This is a genomic window from Plantactinospora sp. BC1 (assembly GCF_003030345.1).
In the GTDB taxonomy this organism is placed as follows: Bacteria; Actinomycetota; Actinomycetes; order Mycobacteriales; family Micromonosporaceae; genus Plantactinospora.
On record NZ_CP028158.1, the window covers coordinates 7,076,278 to 7,090,803 of the forward strand.

At 71.4% G+C, this 14,526-nt stretch carries 19 protein-coding genes; 13 read left to right on the forward strand and 6 right to left on the reverse strand.

Going from position 1 to position 14,526, the window contains the following annotated elements:
• Nucleotides 1–28 precede the first annotated feature (28 nt).
• From C6361_RS31040 to C6361_RS31060, 5 genes are all read left to right on the forward strand, one after another.
• Nucleotides 29–868 (forward strand): helix-turn-helix domain-containing protein, encoded by an 840-nt coding sequence (locus C6361_RS31040; protein WP_234359131.1) that lies wholly within the window; start codon nt 29–31, stop codon nt 866–868.
• Nucleotides 869–934: 66 nt separating this feature from the next.
• Nucleotides 935–1,516: a dihydrofolate reductase family protein gene (locus C6361_RS31045; protein WP_107269909.1), complete on the forward strand. Its 582-nt coding sequence runs from the start codon at nt 935–937 to the stop codon at nt 1,514–1,516.
• Nucleotides 1,517–1,651: 135 nt separating this feature from the next.
• Complete coding sequence (locus tag C6361_RS31050; RefSeq protein ID WP_159079580.1) at nt 1,652–1,999, forward strand: cupin domain-containing protein; 348 nt, start codon at nt 1,652–1,654, stop codon at nt 1,997–1,999.
• A gap of 94 nt (nt 2,000–2,093) precedes the next feature.
• Nucleotides 2,094–2,813, forward strand: coding sequence for a DUF6193 family natural product biosynthesis protein (locus tag C6361_RS31055; RefSeq protein WP_107269911.1), 720 nt, complete (start codon nt 2,094–2,096; stop codon nt 2,811–2,813).
• Between the two features lie 62 nt (nt 2,814–2,875).
• Entirely contained in the window at nt 2,876–3,655 is a 780-nt protein-coding gene (locus C6361_RS31060) for a hypothetical protein (protein WP_107269912.1), read from the forward strand.
• Nucleotides 3,656–3,920: 265 nt separating this feature from the next.
• Here the strand turns inward: C6361_RS31060 and C6361_RS31065 are convergent, their stop codons facing one another.
• A complete protein-coding gene (locus C6361_RS31065) occupies nt 3,921–4,169 on the reverse strand; it encodes a flavin reductase (protein ID WP_107269913.1) in 249 nt (82 codons plus the stop codon).
• Between the two features lie 651 nt (nt 4,170–4,820).
• On the opposite strand from C6361_RS31065, the gene C6361_RS31075 reads away from it, so the two are divergent.
• From C6361_RS31075 to C6361_RS31085, 3 genes are all read left to right on the forward strand, one after another.
• Nucleotides 4,821–5,687: a helix-turn-helix transcriptional regulator gene (locus C6361_RS31075; RefSeq protein WP_107271291.1), complete on the forward strand. Its 867-nt coding sequence runs from the start codon at nt 4,821–4,823 to the stop codon at nt 5,685–5,687.
• Nucleotides 5,684–5,884, forward strand: coding sequence for a DUF397 domain-containing protein (locus tag C6361_RS31080; protein WP_107260206.1), 201 nt, complete (start codon nt 5,684–5,686; stop codon nt 5,882–5,884). The genes C6361_RS31075 and C6361_RS31080 overlap by 4 nt, the downstream gene beginning before the upstream one ends.
• Before the next feature lie 71 nt (nt 5,885–5,955).
• Nucleotides 5,956–6,183 (forward strand): DUF397 domain-containing protein, encoded by a 228-nt coding sequence (locus C6361_RS31085; RefSeq protein ID WP_107269915.1) that lies wholly within the window; start codon nt 5,956–5,958, stop codon nt 6,181–6,183.
• Between the two features lie 120 nt (nt 6,184–6,303).
• Here C6361_RS31085 and C6361_RS31090 read toward each other — a convergent pair whose 3' ends face one another.
• The gene (locus C6361_RS31090; protein ID WP_107269916.1) at nt 6,304–6,783 is read right to left on the reverse strand and encodes a hypothetical protein; all 480 of its coding nucleotides are present in this window, start codon (nt 6,781–6,783) and stop codon (nt 6,304–6,306) included.
• Between the two features lie 152 nt (nt 6,784–6,935).
• Here C6361_RS31090 and C6361_RS31095 point away from each other — a divergent pair, with 152 nt between their 5' ends.
• From C6361_RS31095 to C6361_RS31105, 3 genes are read left to right on the forward strand one after another with little or no spacing between them, the layout of a single operon-like run.
• Nucleotides 6,936–8,069 carry a sensor histidine kinase gene (locus C6361_RS31095; RefSeq protein ID WP_234359132.1) on the forward strand — a complete coding sequence of 378 codons (1,134 nt, stop codon included), beginning with the start codon at nt 6,936–6,938 and terminating at the stop codon, nt 8,067–8,069.
• Nucleotides 8,066–8,725: a response regulator transcription factor gene (locus tag C6361_RS31100; RefSeq protein WP_107264519.1), complete on the forward strand. Its 660-nt coding sequence runs from the start codon at nt 8,066–8,068 to the stop codon at nt 8,723–8,725. The genes C6361_RS31095 and C6361_RS31100 overlap by 4 nt, the downstream gene beginning before the upstream one ends.
• A gap of 56 nt (nt 8,726–8,781) precedes the next feature.
• The gene (locus C6361_RS31105; RefSeq protein WP_199853135.1) at nt 8,782–9,411 is read left to right on the forward strand and encodes a hypothetical protein; all 630 of its coding nucleotides are present in this window, start codon (nt 8,782–8,784) and stop codon (nt 9,409–9,411) included.
• Here C6361_RS31105 and C6361_RS31110 read toward each other — a convergent pair.
• The 3 genes from C6361_RS31110 to C6361_RS31120 form a co-directional block, all read right to left on the reverse strand.
• On the reverse strand, nt 9,360–10,223 hold the full coding sequence (locus C6361_RS31110) for a hypothetical protein (RefSeq protein ID WP_107269917.1): 864 nt from the start codon (nt 10,221–10,223) through the stop codon (nt 9,360–9,362). The two genes, C6361_RS31105 and C6361_RS31110, sit on opposite strands and share 52 nt — an antisense overlap.
• Nucleotides 10,224–10,229: 6 nt before the next feature.
• Nucleotides 10,230–10,745 carry a SigE family RNA polymerase sigma factor gene (locus tag C6361_RS31115; RefSeq protein ID WP_107263208.1) on the reverse strand — a complete coding sequence of 172 codons (516 nt, stop codon included), beginning with the start codon at nt 10,743–10,745 and terminating at the stop codon, nt 10,230–10,232.
• A 66-nt stretch (nt 10,746–10,811) separates the two neighbouring features.
• The gene (locus C6361_RS31120) at nt 10,812–11,579 is read right to left on the reverse strand and encodes an MBL fold metallo-hydrolase (protein ID WP_234359133.1); all 768 of its coding nucleotides are present in this window, start codon (nt 11,577–11,579) and stop codon (nt 10,812–10,814) included.
• A 66-nt stretch (nt 11,580–11,645) separates the two neighbouring features.
• Here C6361_RS31120 and C6361_RS31125 point away from each other — a divergent pair, with 66 nt between their 5' ends.
• Complete coding sequence (locus C6361_RS31125) at nt 11,646–12,587, forward strand: threonine/serine dehydratase (RefSeq protein WP_107271293.1); 942 nt, start codon at nt 11,646–11,648, stop codon at nt 12,585–12,587.
• Between the two features lie 46 nt (nt 12,588–12,633).
• Here the strand turns inward: C6361_RS31125 and C6361_RS31130 are convergent, their stop codons facing one another.
• Entirely contained in the window at nt 12,634–13,563 is a 930-nt protein-coding gene (locus C6361_RS31130; RefSeq protein WP_107269918.1) for a DUF72 domain-containing protein, read from the reverse strand.
• A gap of 109 nt (nt 13,564–13,672) precedes the next feature.
• Here C6361_RS31130 and C6361_RS31135 point away from each other — a divergent pair, with 109 nt between their 5' ends.
• Complete coding sequence (locus tag C6361_RS31135; RefSeq protein ID WP_107269919.1) at nt 13,673–14,461, forward strand: alpha/beta fold hydrolase; 789 nt, start codon at nt 13,673–13,675, stop codon at nt 14,459–14,461.
• The last annotated feature ends 65 nt before the right edge of the window (nt 14,462–14,526 follow it).

Sequence of the window (14,526 nt, forward strand, 5' to 3'; positions counted from 1 at the left end):
CCGGCGGGGCGTCGGCGATGCTGTGCGTGTGGAGTACGTGTCCAGAGTGTCGCGACCGCCGCTGGACGGGCTGATCGACGACCTTTACTACCTGGAGGGTACGCCGCCGTACGCTCGGCTGACGCTGCCGCCGATGCCGGCGGCGTTGCTCATCGTCAACCTCGGCGCGCCGTTCCGCATCCGCGCCGGTGCCGACATCGAGACGGCCGAGTACGCCGACGGCTGCGTGGTCACCACGCCCAGCCGCGCATTTGAATTCGGCTACCCACTCCCGACCCGGTCCGTCGGCGTGCACTTCAAGCCGTGGGGGCTGGCGCCGTTCCTGCCGATGCCCGCGGCCGAGCTGTGTGACCGGCCGGTGACGGTAGAGCAGGTCTGGGGCCGGCCCGCCATTGCCGAGCTGCGAGATCGGCTGGCCACGGCGGACGGACCGCACGAGATGCTGACGCTGCTCGAGGAGGAGCTGATGCGACGGCTCTGCGAGACCGCCGGCCTGGGGCTGGTCAGCCATGCGAGCAGCGTCATCGCGGCGACCAACGGTGCGGTGGCGATCGGCGACCTGAGCGTGGCAGCCGGTGTCAGCAGCACTCATCTGGCACAGCGGTTCAAGGAGCTGATCGGCGTCACGCCGAAGCGACTGGCCCGCACCTACCGCTTCGCCGCCACCGTGTTCGCGATCAACCCCGCCGTTCCGATCGACTGGGGCGACCTCGCCGGTGGCGCGGGCTACTTCGACCAGGCCCACTTCGGGCACGAGTTCCGGGCGTTCACCGGGCTCACGCCGACCCGGTACGTCGAAATCCGCCGGCGGTTCCTGCGCGAACATCCCGGTCACGCGCTGGACGGCTGGCCGCTGCCGGCGGATTGATTTCTTACAAGAGCGAGAGCCTACGTCACGCTAATTTAGGGGCATTCCAGAGCAGAGGAGAGCCCCGTGGGCACAGTGGTCATGTACAGCTCGGTGTCGGTGGACGGTTTCGTCGCGGACGAAAATGACCAGCCCGGACCGCTGTTCGACTGGTTGTCCAACGGTGACGTCCCGTTGGACGAGAGCGGCGCGGTGAAGGTGTCGCAGACCTCCTACGACTACACCCGGCCGTACTGGGACCAGATCGGGGCGACAGTCGTCGGCCGCCACGTCTTCGACCTGACGGACGGCTGGGACGGGAAGCCTCCGGGCGGGATCGACCACGTGGTCGTCGTGACGCACCGGCCGGCGCCCGAGGGCTGGGACCCCGAGGCGCCGTTTCACTTCGTCGACGGCATCGAGGCAGCCGTGGCCAAGGCGCAGGAGCTTGCGGGTGACCGCATGGTCGAGGTCGCCGCTGGCGACGTCGGCGGCCAGGTGCTTGCCGCCGGCCTGATCGACGAGGTGCGCATGGACGTCGTACCCGTCGTGTTCGGGTCCGGCAAGCGCTACTTCGGGTCGGTCGACGCGCAGCACCTGTTGGAGGATCCTGACGTGGTGATTCAGGGCAACCGGGTGCTTCACCTGCGCTATCGGGTGCGCCGTTGACCGATCTGAGCGGTACGCAAAGGACCCACCGACCGTGACAAAAGATCGGGTCAGCTGCGGCGAATTCAACTCAAGATCACTGGTTGCACCTTCTGTCGACCACCAGGACCAGGCCGGTTGGGTACGTTCATCCCCGTGACCGACTTCGTGATGCGGCGATGGAACCTGGCCCACTACCCGGGAGATCAGGCCCCACCTCATCGACACGACCGCTCCGACGAGGGATTCGTCGTGCTTCGAGGTCGTCTGGAGGTCCTGGTCGGTGCCGAACGGAGGATCCTTCAGCAAGGCGATCACGTGACCATTCCCGCCGGTACGACACACACGTTCGCCACCGTCGACAGTGAGGGTGCCGACGTCATTGCCGTCATGACTCCCGAGGTCGACCAGCTGGTAACGGCGCTGCACGCCGCAGCCACAGACGAGGAGCGGGCCGCTGTCTGGGAACGCTACAACTCCGCATTAGCGCCGGCCGATCGCTGAGTCGGTGCGCACGGACGGCGGCAGAAGCTGATGCCGTGACCCGGCCGTCTGGTGGTTGTCGCGGTGTTGCCGAGGCGCGGCAGAATCGTGAACCATGTCCACGTACCCCGATCCTGATGTTCTCTATCCGGAGGTTGCTGCTCACGGGAGCCTTGCGGCGGCACTGCGAGCGGTCGCCGTCGAGCAAGGGTTGTCTGTTCCCGTATCGGGGACGGAGTCCCGCTCGATGTACAACGCCGTCGTTTCCACCGCTGTCCCACACCGCGAGGAACTGCGGGGGTCCGCATGGCACGCGGAGCGTCAGTGGGCCATCTGGGGTGGTGAGCGTGCCCAAGGTCTGCCCCTCATCCAAGGAGAGACGCTGGATCTCGCTCAGATCGTCCGTGCCGCGCAGGCGTGGCACGACGGGGTTCCCTTGACCGGCATTGCCCGGGTCGCACCGTTCGTGAGGTTGACCGGACGGTTCGAGGTGCCCGACGGCGATCCGGCCCGGTTGATCGAATCGGAGTGGTTGTGCCTGCGTAAAGAGGCAGCGGAGGTGGACTGGCCCGAGCACCACGCGCTGATCGAGGCCGCGTACGCCGAGCCGGCGCTACGGCAGTACTACCCCTTCAAGAGCCATTGGACCTTGCGGTTCTCCACCAGCATCCGGCCCAAGCTCACCATCGTTCCCGTGTGCATACTTGCCGGGCTGGGCGAGGACTACACCGTCAGCGCGGGCTACCGGCAGCAACACCTTGGCGAGACCGCAACGGCGGAGGACGCGGTGGCGTTGGCGGTGCGCAACCTACCCGCCGACTTCACTCTCGGCTGAGGCGACCCGGCACGGTACACCGAACGACACCACGGTGCGGAGACGAACCGTACGATCCGGCGGTGATCGAGACGCCGCCACCCGTCGCGTACCTTGGCCTGCCGCTGTGGCTTGGCCCTCCGGTGCTGCTGATCATCATGCTGACTCGGGTACGGGTGGTACGCATCGTATTCGGAGTCGGGCTGTCCGCCGCTCTGACCCTCCTCTTCGCCGTCACCTTCGAGCTACTGCAGGGCCAGGGTCTGCCAAACTCTAACGAAGGGTTGGTGCTCTGGGGACCGACCACCCTCGCAGTGTGCGCCATAGCCCTCCTGGCCGATCGATGGCTTTCGCAGCGTCGAGGCGCTGGCCCCCGCCTGGAGTCAGGACAGAACCGGCGAGGATCGGTGGCGGGCCCGGGTGCGGCTAAGTTGCTGACGACAGCTTTCGTCGCCTGGTCAGCACTTTGCGGCTGTTGTACCTTCAGCCCTGCGGCCGTCGCCTTCGACCTGCGCCTCGACTCGCCTACACCGGGTCTCGTGCTGCCATTAGCGAAAGACCTGACCCTGGTCTCCGCCGACCGAGACTGCGGCTCGCAGACGTGCTCCGATACCTACCTCATCGGCTCACCCGACCAGGCCAGGGTGCAGGAGCTTACGGACCGCCTCTGGACGCACCTGGTCGCCACCAAGGGTTGGGAGCGTTTGCGTGACGACGCCGGATGCCAGCGGCCCGGATGGTTCCTACGGAACGAATTCTGCCTTTTCGTCGATGTCGAACGGACCGAGCCTGTCGCCGTGCTCAGCGTCCGCGTGACAGGGGCTTTGACTGTGGCCTCACTACCGCGCGTGACAGGGTACTGATCGGCCCGGGGAACGACGCGCGTCCAGCTCGTCGGGGGGCGACCGCGTCCGCGAGCGCCTGCGTCCCGATGGGCCCACCGCATCGTCATAGCCAGCGGAAAACTCGTCAGCCACCTGCCGTGGAGCGAGCGGCCCGCCGGTGAGGGCCGCACAACCGTTGGGCGGGCATGGGGTTCGGGGCGATACCGCAGGAACCTGCCCCGAGCTGCCAAGACCACGGCGAGATCGACAGCTCGGGGCGGGCACCGAGTGATGAGGGGGTCGGTCAGCGGCGGCGCGGTACCCAGTGGAGGAACCGGCCGGCGAGCAGTGCAGGGTGTACCTCGGGCAGGTCTTGCAGAGCGCGGGCAAGGTGGCTGCCGAGATACACCATCAGGCCCACCCGATCGCCCCGGAACCCGGTAAGCAGCGTCAGCCGCGCGTCCTGGCACGGCCAGTCAGCGCCGCAGTACCGGCACCGGTAGGAGGGATGCACCGGCACGTGCCGCCGCCAACGCTCCTCGCGGCCGATCATGGCAGCGCCGATCGGGCTTTCTCGGCTCGACGCGCCCGTGCGACCGGCCCGGGTGTCAACACATTGCCCCGGCCCGTCTGGGGTCGCCGCGATGGCACATTCCACAGTGGATCGCGGGCATTTCGCGCCCTGGGCCGAGCCGGCGGCACCGCACTGTCCGCCGTGACGCGCGCGGGAGCCGAGGCGCGCACGGCCGCCCGGTACTCGGCAGGGGAGAGTGGCGGCACCTTCGGCGCGTACGACATCGGGACCGGTTCGACCGAGTCCGGGCACCGCCAGCGGAGGCCGCACCGGCAGTACCGCCAGAGGCGACGCCAGTCCCGCCGATGCCGCACTCCTGAGCCGACCAGGAAGTCGATCAGGAAGTCGATCAGCGACCGGTAGAGCGTCCTCATCACATACCTCCTCGGGTGTTTTGGCGGGAGCCGGTCTCGGTGGGGAGAGCTGAGACCGGCTCCCGATGCGAGTTCCACCCGGGCGCTTGACGGTCACCGAGCGGTCCTGCTGCTGCCACTCTCGGTGCCCCCACAACAGACATGCAACGGTCTAAGCTGATGCATCCCTCGCTAGTCGTTCCTTTTTCACAATCCACCGAAAACAGTCCCAGAATCGATCGACTGATTGCTTCAAATTGAGACAGGAGGTCCGGTGATGACGGACGCGGGGTCGTCCATACCGCGCAGGCAACTCGGCCGGATTCTGAGGCAGGCTCGCGAACAGGCCGGGCTCTCCCTGGAGGCCGCCGGCACCGACCTCGAATGGTCGCGCTCCACGATGTACCGGATCGAGGGCGGTCAGGCCGCCGTCAAGGCGCGGGACGTCGAGGCGATGTGCCGGCTCTACGGCACCTCGGGCGAGATGACCGAGGCGCTGAAGAAGCTCGCCGCCGAGACCAAGGCGAAGGGGTGGTGGCACGCCTACGGTGACACCCTGCCGGCCTGGTTCGAGCTGTACGTCGGCCTGGAGGCGGCAGCCTCCCGCCTCCGCCACTGGGAACCCGCAGCACTGCCCGGCCTGCTTCAGACAAGGGAATACGCCGAATTTCTGCTCCGATCGCACCCGGATCTACCACCCCGCGAGGTCGGACGCCTGGTTGAGGTCCGGATGGAGCGCCAGAAGATTCTGAAGCGTAGACACCCGTTCCCGCCCCGCCTTGAGGTGATCGTGGACGAGAGTGTGCTGCGCCGGCCCTTTCCCGGGATGGCGGAACAGCTCGTCCACCTGCACACGCAGGTCAGCGACGGCACCGCAGCCATTCGTGTCGTACCACGATCCGCTCCACCCAACTACGCGCTGACGAACGGTGGGTTCGTCATCCTGGAGTTTCCGACCGCCGGTCTCCGGACCCCCGAGCCTGCCACCGTGTACAGCGAGTCCCTGACCGGTGCCCTGTACCTGGACAGGCCGAAGGAGGTAGCGACGTACGCTGTTGCTTGGAAGGTGCTCGAAGGGTTGTCACTCGACCCGGAACAGTCTGCGGACCTACTGATACAGATCGCCAAGGAGATGCAGCGATGAGCGAACTAAGCGGCGCAGTGTGGCGAAAGTCGAGCCGGAGCAACGGGGCTGGCGGGCAGTGCGTTGAAGTCGCCGACAACCTCTCCGGCGTCGTACTCGTCCGGGACACCAAGGACCGCGAAGGTGGCACGCTGTCGTTCGCTCCCGCACCGTGGCGAGCCTTCGTCAGCTTCGCAAAGCAGGCCCCGACCGGCTGACCCGCCGACGTACTCGCCCGGCCCCCCTCGGGCCACACCGGCAGGAAGCATGATCGGCAAGGAGATGAGCGATGACTGACCAGTCCGGCGCAGTGTGGCGCAAGTCCAGCCGGAGTAACGGCTCGGGCGGCGCCTGCGTGGAAGTCGCCGACAACCTCTCCGGCGTCGTACTCGTCCGGGACACCAAGGACCGCGAAGGTGGCACGCTGTCGTTCGCTCCCGCACCGTGGCGAGCCTTCGTCAGCTTCGCAAAGCAGGCCCCGACCGGGCGAACCCGAACCAGAGCGAGTACTGGATGAGCACCATCACCCTCGCCAACTGGGCCGCCGAACGCGGATACTCCGCATAACGCACGACCGAATGGGCCAGCCCCACCCCGGGGCTGGCCCATTCGCCGTCTCCGGATCCTCTCCGGCCCGTCAGGGACCGGCCGTCGGTTCGGCGGTGCCCAGCTCTGCCCCGAGCCGTTCGACGCCGTCCTTGATCATCTGGCCGTACGGGTCGTCGCCGAGCGCCGGCAGACTCTGCCGGGCCAGGGCCAGGTGTTCCCGGGCCCGGTCCGGCCGACCCAGCTTGCGGTAGTCCTCGGCGAGGTTGAGCTGCAACGACGGCCGGAACGCGGCGACCTGGAAACTGGCGTGGTGCTGCTGCACCCGATCGTCGGTCAGCGAGTCGGCGGCCTCCAACGCCCGCAGGTCCCAACGGAGTTCCTCGGCCGGGTCGGCCTGGAGGTCGGCCAGATAGTGCGCGAGAGTGCAGCGGTGGAACGGGTCCCCGGTCGGGCCGATCCGTCCCCACAGCTCGGTCAGCCGCTCGCGCGCCGCCTCGGTACGCCCGGCCCGCCCCCACTCGACCGCCTCGATGATGCTCGCCATCGTCTCGTCGGTACCCTGCTCCATCGTTCGTCCACTCCCCTGGTCGGCCGTGTGCCGCCACCGATGCTGCCGGCTCGACGAGGTCGAGGGTCAAGCCCGATACCCACCCGGCCCGGCCACCCCGGCTACCGCGTTCGTGGTACGTCTCCGGGTGCCCGGCTTCGTAGAGTGGCCGGGTGAGGGACGCAGCCGTGGCCGCGGTGGCGCTCGGCGGTGGCCGGTGGCGGCGCTGGGCGGTGGACGCCGGGATCGCGACGGCGGCCGGTGCCGTCACCGCGTACCGGATCGCGGTCGTGGCGGTGCAGCCGGGCGACCGGGCGCCGGACCTCTGGGCGTACGGCCTCGGCACGGCGATGGCCGCGGCCCTGCTCGCCCGGCGGCGCTGGCCCGCTGCGGTGCTGGCGGTGGTCGGCGGGCTGTTCCTGCTCTACCACGTCTCGCGCTATCCCGGCGGCGCACCGGCCGCGCCGGTCTGGGTCGCGCTCTACTCGGTGGCGGTCGCCCCGCGCCGCCGGCTCGGCCTGGCGCTGGCCGGACTCTTCGTCCTGCTGGACGCGCAGGGCCGGATCATGGTGGCCGGGGTGGGACCGCTGGACGCCACCCTGGACAGCTCGACCGTGGTCTTCGTGGCGGTACTGCTGCTCGGCGAGACGGTGCGGAGCCGGCGGATCCGGCTCGACCTGCTCACCGCCGAACGGGACCGCACGGCGCAGCGGCGGGTGGTCGAGGAGCGGATCCGGATCGCCCGCGAGCTGCACGACATCACCGCACACACCCTGGCGGTGGTCGGCGTGCAGGCCGGGGTGGCCGCCGACGTGCTCGACGACGACCCGGTGCAGGCGCGGGCGGCGTTGGAGGCGGTCCGGCGGGCCGCCCGGGAGGCGCTGACCGAGCTGCGGGCGGCGGTCGGGGTACTCCGGGACGGCACCCGCGCCGCCGGGCCGGAACCGCCGGCACCCAACCTGGACCGGCTGCACACCCTGGCCGAGACGACCGGCGCGGTACTGCGGCAGGACGGTACGCCGCGTCCGCTGCCCCGGGCGGTGGAGGCGACCGCGTACCGGATCGTGCAGGAGGCGGTGGCGAACGCGGTCCGGCACGCCGACGCCGACCGGATCGAGGTGCGGCTCGGCTACCGCCGCGACGGGCTCGACCTCACCGTCTCCGACGACGGCCGGGGGCCGACCGGACCGCCCGGCAACGGCCTGCGCGGGATGGCGGAACGGGCCGCCGGGCTGGGCGGTTGGCTGCGTACCGGTCCGGCCGACGACGGCGGCGGTTTCCAGGTACGGGGGTGGCTGCCGGGATGACGACGATCCGGGTGTTGCTCGCCGACGACCAGACGCTGGTCCGGGCGGGCTTCCGGGTGCTGCTGGAGCGGGCACCGGAGATCGAGGTGGTCGCCGAGGCCACCGACGGCGACGAGGCGATCGCGCTGACCCGGGCACACCGGCCGGACGTCGTGCTGATGGACATCCGGATGCCGGGCACCGACGGGCTGACCGCGACCCGGCGGATCCTCGCCGACGACCGGCTGCCGGGGGTCAAGGTCGTCGTGCTGACCACCTTCGAACTCGACGAGTACGTTTACGCGGCACTGCACGCCGGGGCGAGCGGCTTCCTGCTGAAGAACCTGGAACCCGACGAGCTGCGCCGGGCGGTCCGGGTGGTGGCGGCCGGCGACGCGCTGCTGGCCCCCGAGGTGACCCGCCGGCTGATCGCCGCCTACGCCGACGGTCCGGAGGTACCCGGCCTGCACACGCTGACCGCCCGGGAACGCGAGGTGGTGACGCTGGTCGCCGACGGACTCTCCAACGCGGAGGTGGGTGCCCGGCTCGGGATGAGTACGGCCACCGCCAAGACGCACGCGAACCGGGCGATGAGCAAGCTCGGCGCCCGGGACCGGGCCCAGCTCGTGGTCTTCGCCTACCGCGGCGGGCTCGCCGGGATACGACGACCGCGGTAGTCGGCGGCGCCGTCGGGCGGATCCGGCGGCGGCCGGCCGTTCGTAGCGTTCCCGGCATGTTTCTTCTTCTGGGACCGTTGCTGAACTTCGTCTCCGGCTTCTTCTGGGAGCCCGACTCGCAGGGCATCACCGGCGGTACGCTCGCCGCGCTCGCCTGCGCCTGCTGGCTCGTCGGCCTGATCGGCCTCTACGACCGGCTCCGCGCCGCCGCACCCCGCTACGTGGCGGTGGCGATGCCGTTGACCGTCTTCGCCGCCGTCGGCGGGGTGGCGTTCGGGGTGCAGAGCATCCACGAGGGACTCTTCGACGCCTCGCACGCCAGCACGATCGAGCTGCTCGACCAGCATCCGCTGGCCGCCTGGTCGCTCTACTGGCTCGCCGGTCCGCTCTTCCCGCTCGCCCTCTTCGCCCTCGGCGTGGCGTTGCTGAAGCTGCGCGCGGCACCGGTGCCGGTCGGCGTACTGCTCTGCCTGGGCGCGCTGGCGTTCCCGCTCAGCCGGATCACCCGGGAGCCGATGATCGCGCACGTGGCCGACCTGCTCCTGCTGCTGCCCTTCCTCTATCTCGGAGTACGCGCGCTGACCGGGGCCGACCGCCCGGAGCGGTCGTCCCCGGCCAGCCGGGCCGGGCTGGACTACCCGGTGACCACGTCGGCCGGCGGCTCGACCGTCACCGGTGCCCCGTAGCCGGAGAACTCCATGTTCACCCGCACCTCGCGGGTGAACTCGGTCGGCGGCTCCGCCGTGGTCCGCCCGGTCATCCGCCACTCGTAGCGCAGCGTCCGGACCCGGCCGTCGGCGTCGACCGTGACGTCGCCGACGAGCCGGACGGTCGCCGGGCCGGTGCCGGGGTCCGACTTCGTGGTCGCCTCGAAGTGGTACGCCCGGTCGCCCTTCTTGGTGACCTTCGCGTCGCTCTGGCGCAGCACCTCGAAGAGCCGTTCCCGGTCCGCCGAGCCGCTCAGCGCGCCGTCCAGCACGTGCGGGTCGAACGCCAGCCGCTCGGTCCTGCCCGACTCCCGGACGAACTGCCCGCCCATGGTGTGCGTGTAGAGCACCCCGTCGACCAGCCGCTGCTGCTCGACCCCGTCGAACCGCGAGTATCCGGTGGTCGTCGCCGGGTCGAACGCCCCCTCCGAGGTGTACGACGAGTCCGGCGCGCGGGTGTCGCCGTGCGACTTGTTGAAGGTGACCGTCGCCTTCACCCGGTAACTCACGTTCTCGCTCGCGGTGATCGCCGCCACCAGTTCCAGCCGGGGCGTCGGTGCCTCCGCGACGAGGGCCGGCCGGTCCGGTGCCGCCGGCTCAGTGGTGAGCGCGGTCCCCGCGACCACCCCGACCGCCAGTACCGCACAGGAGGCACCGACGATCGCGGCCGTCCGGCGCCGCCGGGCCCGCACCCCGCGCCGGAGGATCTGCTCGGTCGGGGCGGCCGACAGCGGCTCGCCGTCGACCAGGTCACGTAGTCCGCTCGCCAGCCGCGAGTCGAGAGAGTTCATCCCAGATCACCTGTTCCGTTCGAGAACCGGCTCGCGTACCAGGCTCCGCAGTTTGGCCATGGCCCGCGAGTACTGACTCTTGACCGTGCCGACCGAGCAGCCGAGCACCTGGGCGACCTGCCGTTCGGACAGGTCCTCGTAGTGCCGCAGCACCACCACCGCCCGCTGTCTCGGCGGCAACGCCCGCAGCGCCCGGCGGAGTTCGTCGGCGTCGGCCTCCGGACCGGCCGGCGCCGGCCGGTCGGGTACGTCCGCGACGAGGTTCTCCCGCCGGCGCCGCCGCCACAGCGAGGTGTGGTTGTTCGTCAGCACCCGTCTCAGGTACGCGTGCAGGTCGTCGTGCCGGGACAGCTTGCGCCAGCGTTCGTACATCTTGACCAGGCTGTCCTGCAACAGCTCCTCGGCCTGCCAGCGGTCGCCGGTCAACAGCAGCGCCAGCCGTAGGTGGCGTTGCCAGGCCGACTCCACGAAGGCCACGAATGAGGTGTCGGCCGCCGACGGCGGCCCTGCTCGGTCCGTCACGGTCCTACCACGTGACAGGGTCGGGGAAGGTTGCCTGGCGATCCGGAATCCGCGGCGGGCCGGCGTTCAGCCCGAGACGAGTTGCCGGGCCTCGGCCAGGGTGGTCGGCTCGCCGTGGCTGTCGAGGTACCACTCGTAGTCGTCGTCGAGCAGGTCGCGCAGCATCGCCAGGTCGGTGCCGTCGTCGGGGCCGCGCAGGTGCGCCGGTGGCGGATAGAAGCAGTCGCCGAGCAGCGCGACCCGGGCGTCCGGGACGTACACCACCGTCGAGTCGGGGGCGTGCGCGCCGCCGACGTGGCGCAGTCGTACCCCGGTCGGCAGGGTCAGCTCGGCGTCGAAGGTGCGGGTCGGCGGCAGGACCGTGAAGTCGACCCAGTCGTCCATGGCCAGCGCCCGGGCCCGGAAGCTGGGGCCGAGTCGCGGGTTGGCGCGTACCTGCTCGCGCAGGTAGCGGTGGCTCCACGGCCGGGCCGCCTCCTGCCGGAGCAGTTCCTCCCCGGCGACCTGCCCGACGATCTCGACGCCGGGCCAGGCGCAGGCACCCCAGACGTGGTCCCAGTGGTGGTGGGTGTAGACCAGCCACCTGGCCGGGGGCAGCCCGGCGGCCCGCATCGCCGCCTGGACCTCCCGGGCCTGCCCAGGGCTGTGCCCGGCGTCGACGACGACGCTGCCCCGCTCGTCGGCGACGACCGCCACCGCCGCCTGGACGTTCTCCGGGTCCGGGTCGCCGGGCGAGATCCAGACCCGGCCGGCGAGCTGCCGGAGAGTGCTGCCGTCGATGATCGCGCGACCTCCGGGGCGAGGTCCGGGAGCGGACCGGGTGGCTTGGCCCACACCCTATCCGTCTCCTCCGGCGGCCGGGGATACGGTACGGCGTACCAGGTGGAAGGGGCGACGACCGTGATCACCCGTACCGATGTGCAGGACGCGGCGGCCCGGATCGCCGGACACGTCCGGAGGACGCCGCTGGCCCGGGTGGAACCCGACCTCGCCGGACCGGCCGGAGCGTTCTGGCTGAAGCTGGAGTTCCTGCAACACTCGGGGTCGTTCAAGGCGCGGGGCGCGTTCAACCGGATGCTGGCCGCCGCCGAGCGCGGCGAACTGCCGCCCGCCGGGGTGGTCACCGCCTCCGGCGGCAACGCGGGCGCCGCCGTCGGGTACGCGGCGAGGTCCCTCGGCGTGCCGGCCGAGGTGTACGTGCCGACCACCGCCCCCGCCGTCAAGGTCGGCAAGCTGCGCCAGCTCGGCGCCACCGTGGTGCAGCACGGCACCGAGTACGCCGAGGCGTACGACGCCGCAATCAAGCGGGCCGCCGACACCGGGGCGCTGTTTTGTCACGCCTACGACCAGCCGGAGATCTGTGCCGGTCAGGGCACCCTGGCGCTGGAACTGTGGGAGCAGGCGGGCGAGCTGGACACCGTGCTGGTGGCGGTCGGCGGCGGCGGGCTGATGGCCGGGGTGGCCGCCGCACTGGACGGTCGGGCCGAGGTGGTGGCGGTCGAGCCGGAGGGCACCTCGGCGCTGCACGCCGCGCTGGCGGCGGGCGGGCCGGTCGACGTACCGGTCGCCGGGGTGGCCGCCGACGCCCTCGGCGCCCGCCGGGTCGGCGCGATCGCCTACGAGGTGGCGGTCCGGGCCGGGGTGCGCAGCCTGCTGGTCAGCGACGAGCGGATCGTGCAGGCGCGAAGGCTGCTCTGGAGCAACTACCGGATCGCCGTCGAGCACGGCACCGCCGCCGCGATGGCCGCGCTCCTCTCCGGGGCGTACCGGCCGGTCGCCGGGGAGCGGTTGGCCGTACTGCTCTGCGGGGCGAACACCGACCCCGCCGACCTGGCCGGCTGACGGCTGACGGCTGACTCCGGCCCGGCCCGGCCCGGCCCGCCGCCCGCTATCGCACCACCCGCAGGGCGGCGCGGCGCCGCTCGTACCGGCCGGGCCAGTCCGCCTCCGGGCCGAGCAGCGCGGCGAGCGTGGCCGCGTCCCGCTGCGCCTGCCCCGCGCAGCAGTTGTTCAGCAGGACGTGCAGTTCGTCGGTCTCGGCGGCGAGGTCGCGCAGCCGTTCCGCCCAGGCGGCGAGTTCGTCGTCGCCGTAGGCGTACCGGAACCGGTCCTCCTTGCCCCCGATGCTCCACTCCGGACTGTGCCCGTGGAAGCGCATCACCGCCGGCTCGGCGGTGGCGAGCAGCAGCGGCGGGACCGAGGACTCGTGACCCTGCGGCATGTCGACGCTGACCATGCTGATGTCGTGCCGGGCCAGGAAGCCGACGGTGTCCGGGGCGTTGTCGCCGTCGAACCAGGACGCGTTGCGCAGCTCGACCGCGACCCGCCAGGGCCGGCAGCGCTCGACGGCGTCCAGGATCCGCCGCTTCGCGTTCTCGCCGTGCGCCAGCCAGGGCGGGAACTGGAAGAGGAGTACCCCGAGCTTGCCGGCTCCGGCGATCGGCGCGACGGCCTGCCGGAACCGCTGCCACAGCTCGTCGTAGGTCGACGACGGCAGGTCGCGGCGACGCACCCGACCGGTGTCCCGGCCGTCCGGGCGCAGGTCCCGGGGCAGCGCCGCCAGCTCCGCCCCGTGCCCGGTGAAGAGGCCGAACGCCTTCACGTTGAAGGTGAAGTCCGGCGGCGTACGGTCCGCCCAGGCCGAGGTCGTCTCCGGCGCCGGTACGGCGTAGTAGGTGGTGTCCACTTCGACCAGGCCGAACCGCTCGGCGTAGTAGGCCAGTCGCCCGGCCGGGGTGTTGGCCGAGCGGGGGTACCAGCCGGATGCGAGCAGCGACCGGTCGGCCCAGGAGGAGGTACCCACCTTTATCTCGCCCATGTCCACAGTCTCTCCCCACCGGCCACGGTGGTCGAAACCTACCGAGGCGGCACAGATCGGAGAAGTACTCGATCGTGGACGGCCGGGTCGCCCTGCTACCGTCCGGCGAATGCCCGAGCTGTACGCCCCGGACGGCACCCGGCTGGCGCTGCACAATCTGGGCGGCACCGGTACGCCGGTGCTGCTCGTGCCCGGTCTCTGCGGTCACGCCGGGGAGTGGTCCGGCACCGCCGCCTGGCTCGGCGCGACGCACCACGTGCACGCGCTCGACCCGCGCGGTCACGGCGACAGCGAGCGGCGCCCCGCCGACGTCTCCCGGGACGCCCACGTCGCGGACGTCGCGGCGGCGCTGGCCGTCACCGGTCCGGCCGTGCTGATCGGTCAGTCGCTGGGTGGGCACACCGCGCTTCTCGTCGCCGCGCGCCACCCCGACCTGGTGACCCGGCTGGTGCTGGTCGAGGCGGGTCCGCAGGGACCGGATGCCGGCACCCCGGAGCGGATCGGGCGCTGGCTCGCCGGCTGGCCGACGCCGTTCCCGGACCGGGAGACCGCCGCCCGGTACCTCGGCGGTGGCCTGGTCGGGGACGCCTGGGCCGCCGGTCTGCGGCACCGGGGCGACGGGTGGTACCCGGCCTTCGACCGGGACGTCATGGTCGGGACGGTCGCCGCCGCCGTCGGGCCGCGCTGGGAGGAGTTCGCCCGGCTCGACCGCCCGACGCTGGTGGTACGCGGCGGTCGCGGCTGGCTGGACCCGCACGAGTACGCCCGGATGGCCCGGCATCCGGCGGTCAGCGCGGTGGAGATCCCCGAGGCCGGGCACGACCTGCACCTGGCGAGCCCGGACCGGTGGCGGGAGGTGCTCGTCGACTTCCTGCGCCCCGGGCCCCGGCGGAGCTGACGCCGCTCGGCCGGCCACCCCGGACGGCCGCACCGGCACCCGGAACGGCACTGCCGGGACCGCGC

Excerpts from the sequence above, each read along its gene's own strand:
- C6361_RS31090 (WP_107269916.1), bottom strand. The coding sequence starts at position 6,783 with ATGGAGCAGGGTACCGACGAGACGATGGCGAGCATCATCGAGGCGGTC.
- C6361_RS31075 (WP_107271291.1), top strand. The coding sequence starts at position 4,821 with ATGACGGACGCGGGGTCGTCCATACCGCGCAGGCAACTCGGCCGGATT.
- C6361_RS31085 (WP_107269915.1), top strand. The coding sequence starts at position 5,956 with ATGACTGACCAGTCCGGCGCAGTGTGGCGCAAGTCCAGCCGGAGTAAC.
- C6361_RS31080 (WP_107260206.1), top strand. The coding sequence starts at position 5,684 with ATGAGCGAACTAAGCGGCGCAGTGTGGCGAAAGTCGAGCCGGAGCAAC.
- C6361_RS31110 (WP_107269917.1), bottom strand. The coding sequence starts at position 10,223 with ATGAACTCTCTCGACTCGCGGCTGGCGAGCGGACTACGTGACCTGGTC.
- C6361_RS31130 (WP_107269918.1), bottom strand. The coding sequence starts at position 13,563 with ATGGGCGAGATAAAGGTGGGTACCTCCTCCTGGGCCGACCGGTCGCTG.
- C6361_RS31135 (WP_107269919.1), top strand. The coding sequence starts at position 13,673 with ATGCCCGAGCTGTACGCCCCGGACGGCACCCGGCTGGCGCTGCACAAT.
- C6361_RS31055 (WP_107269911.1), top strand. The coding sequence starts at position 2,094 with ATGTCCACGTACCCCGATCCTGATGTTCTCTATCCGGAGGTTGCTGCT.
- C6361_RS31100 (WP_107264519.1), top strand. The coding sequence starts at position 8,066 with ATGACGACGATCCGGGTGTTGCTCGCCGACGACCAGACGCTGGTCCGG.
- C6361_RS31105 (WP_199853135.1), top strand. The coding sequence starts at position 8,782 with ATGTTTCTTCTTCTGGGACCGTTGCTGAACTTCGTCTCCGGCTTCTTC.
- C6361_RS31065 (WP_107269913.1), bottom strand. The coding sequence starts at position 4,169 with ATGATCGGCCGCGAGGAGCGTTGGCGGCGGCACGTGCCGGTGCATCCC.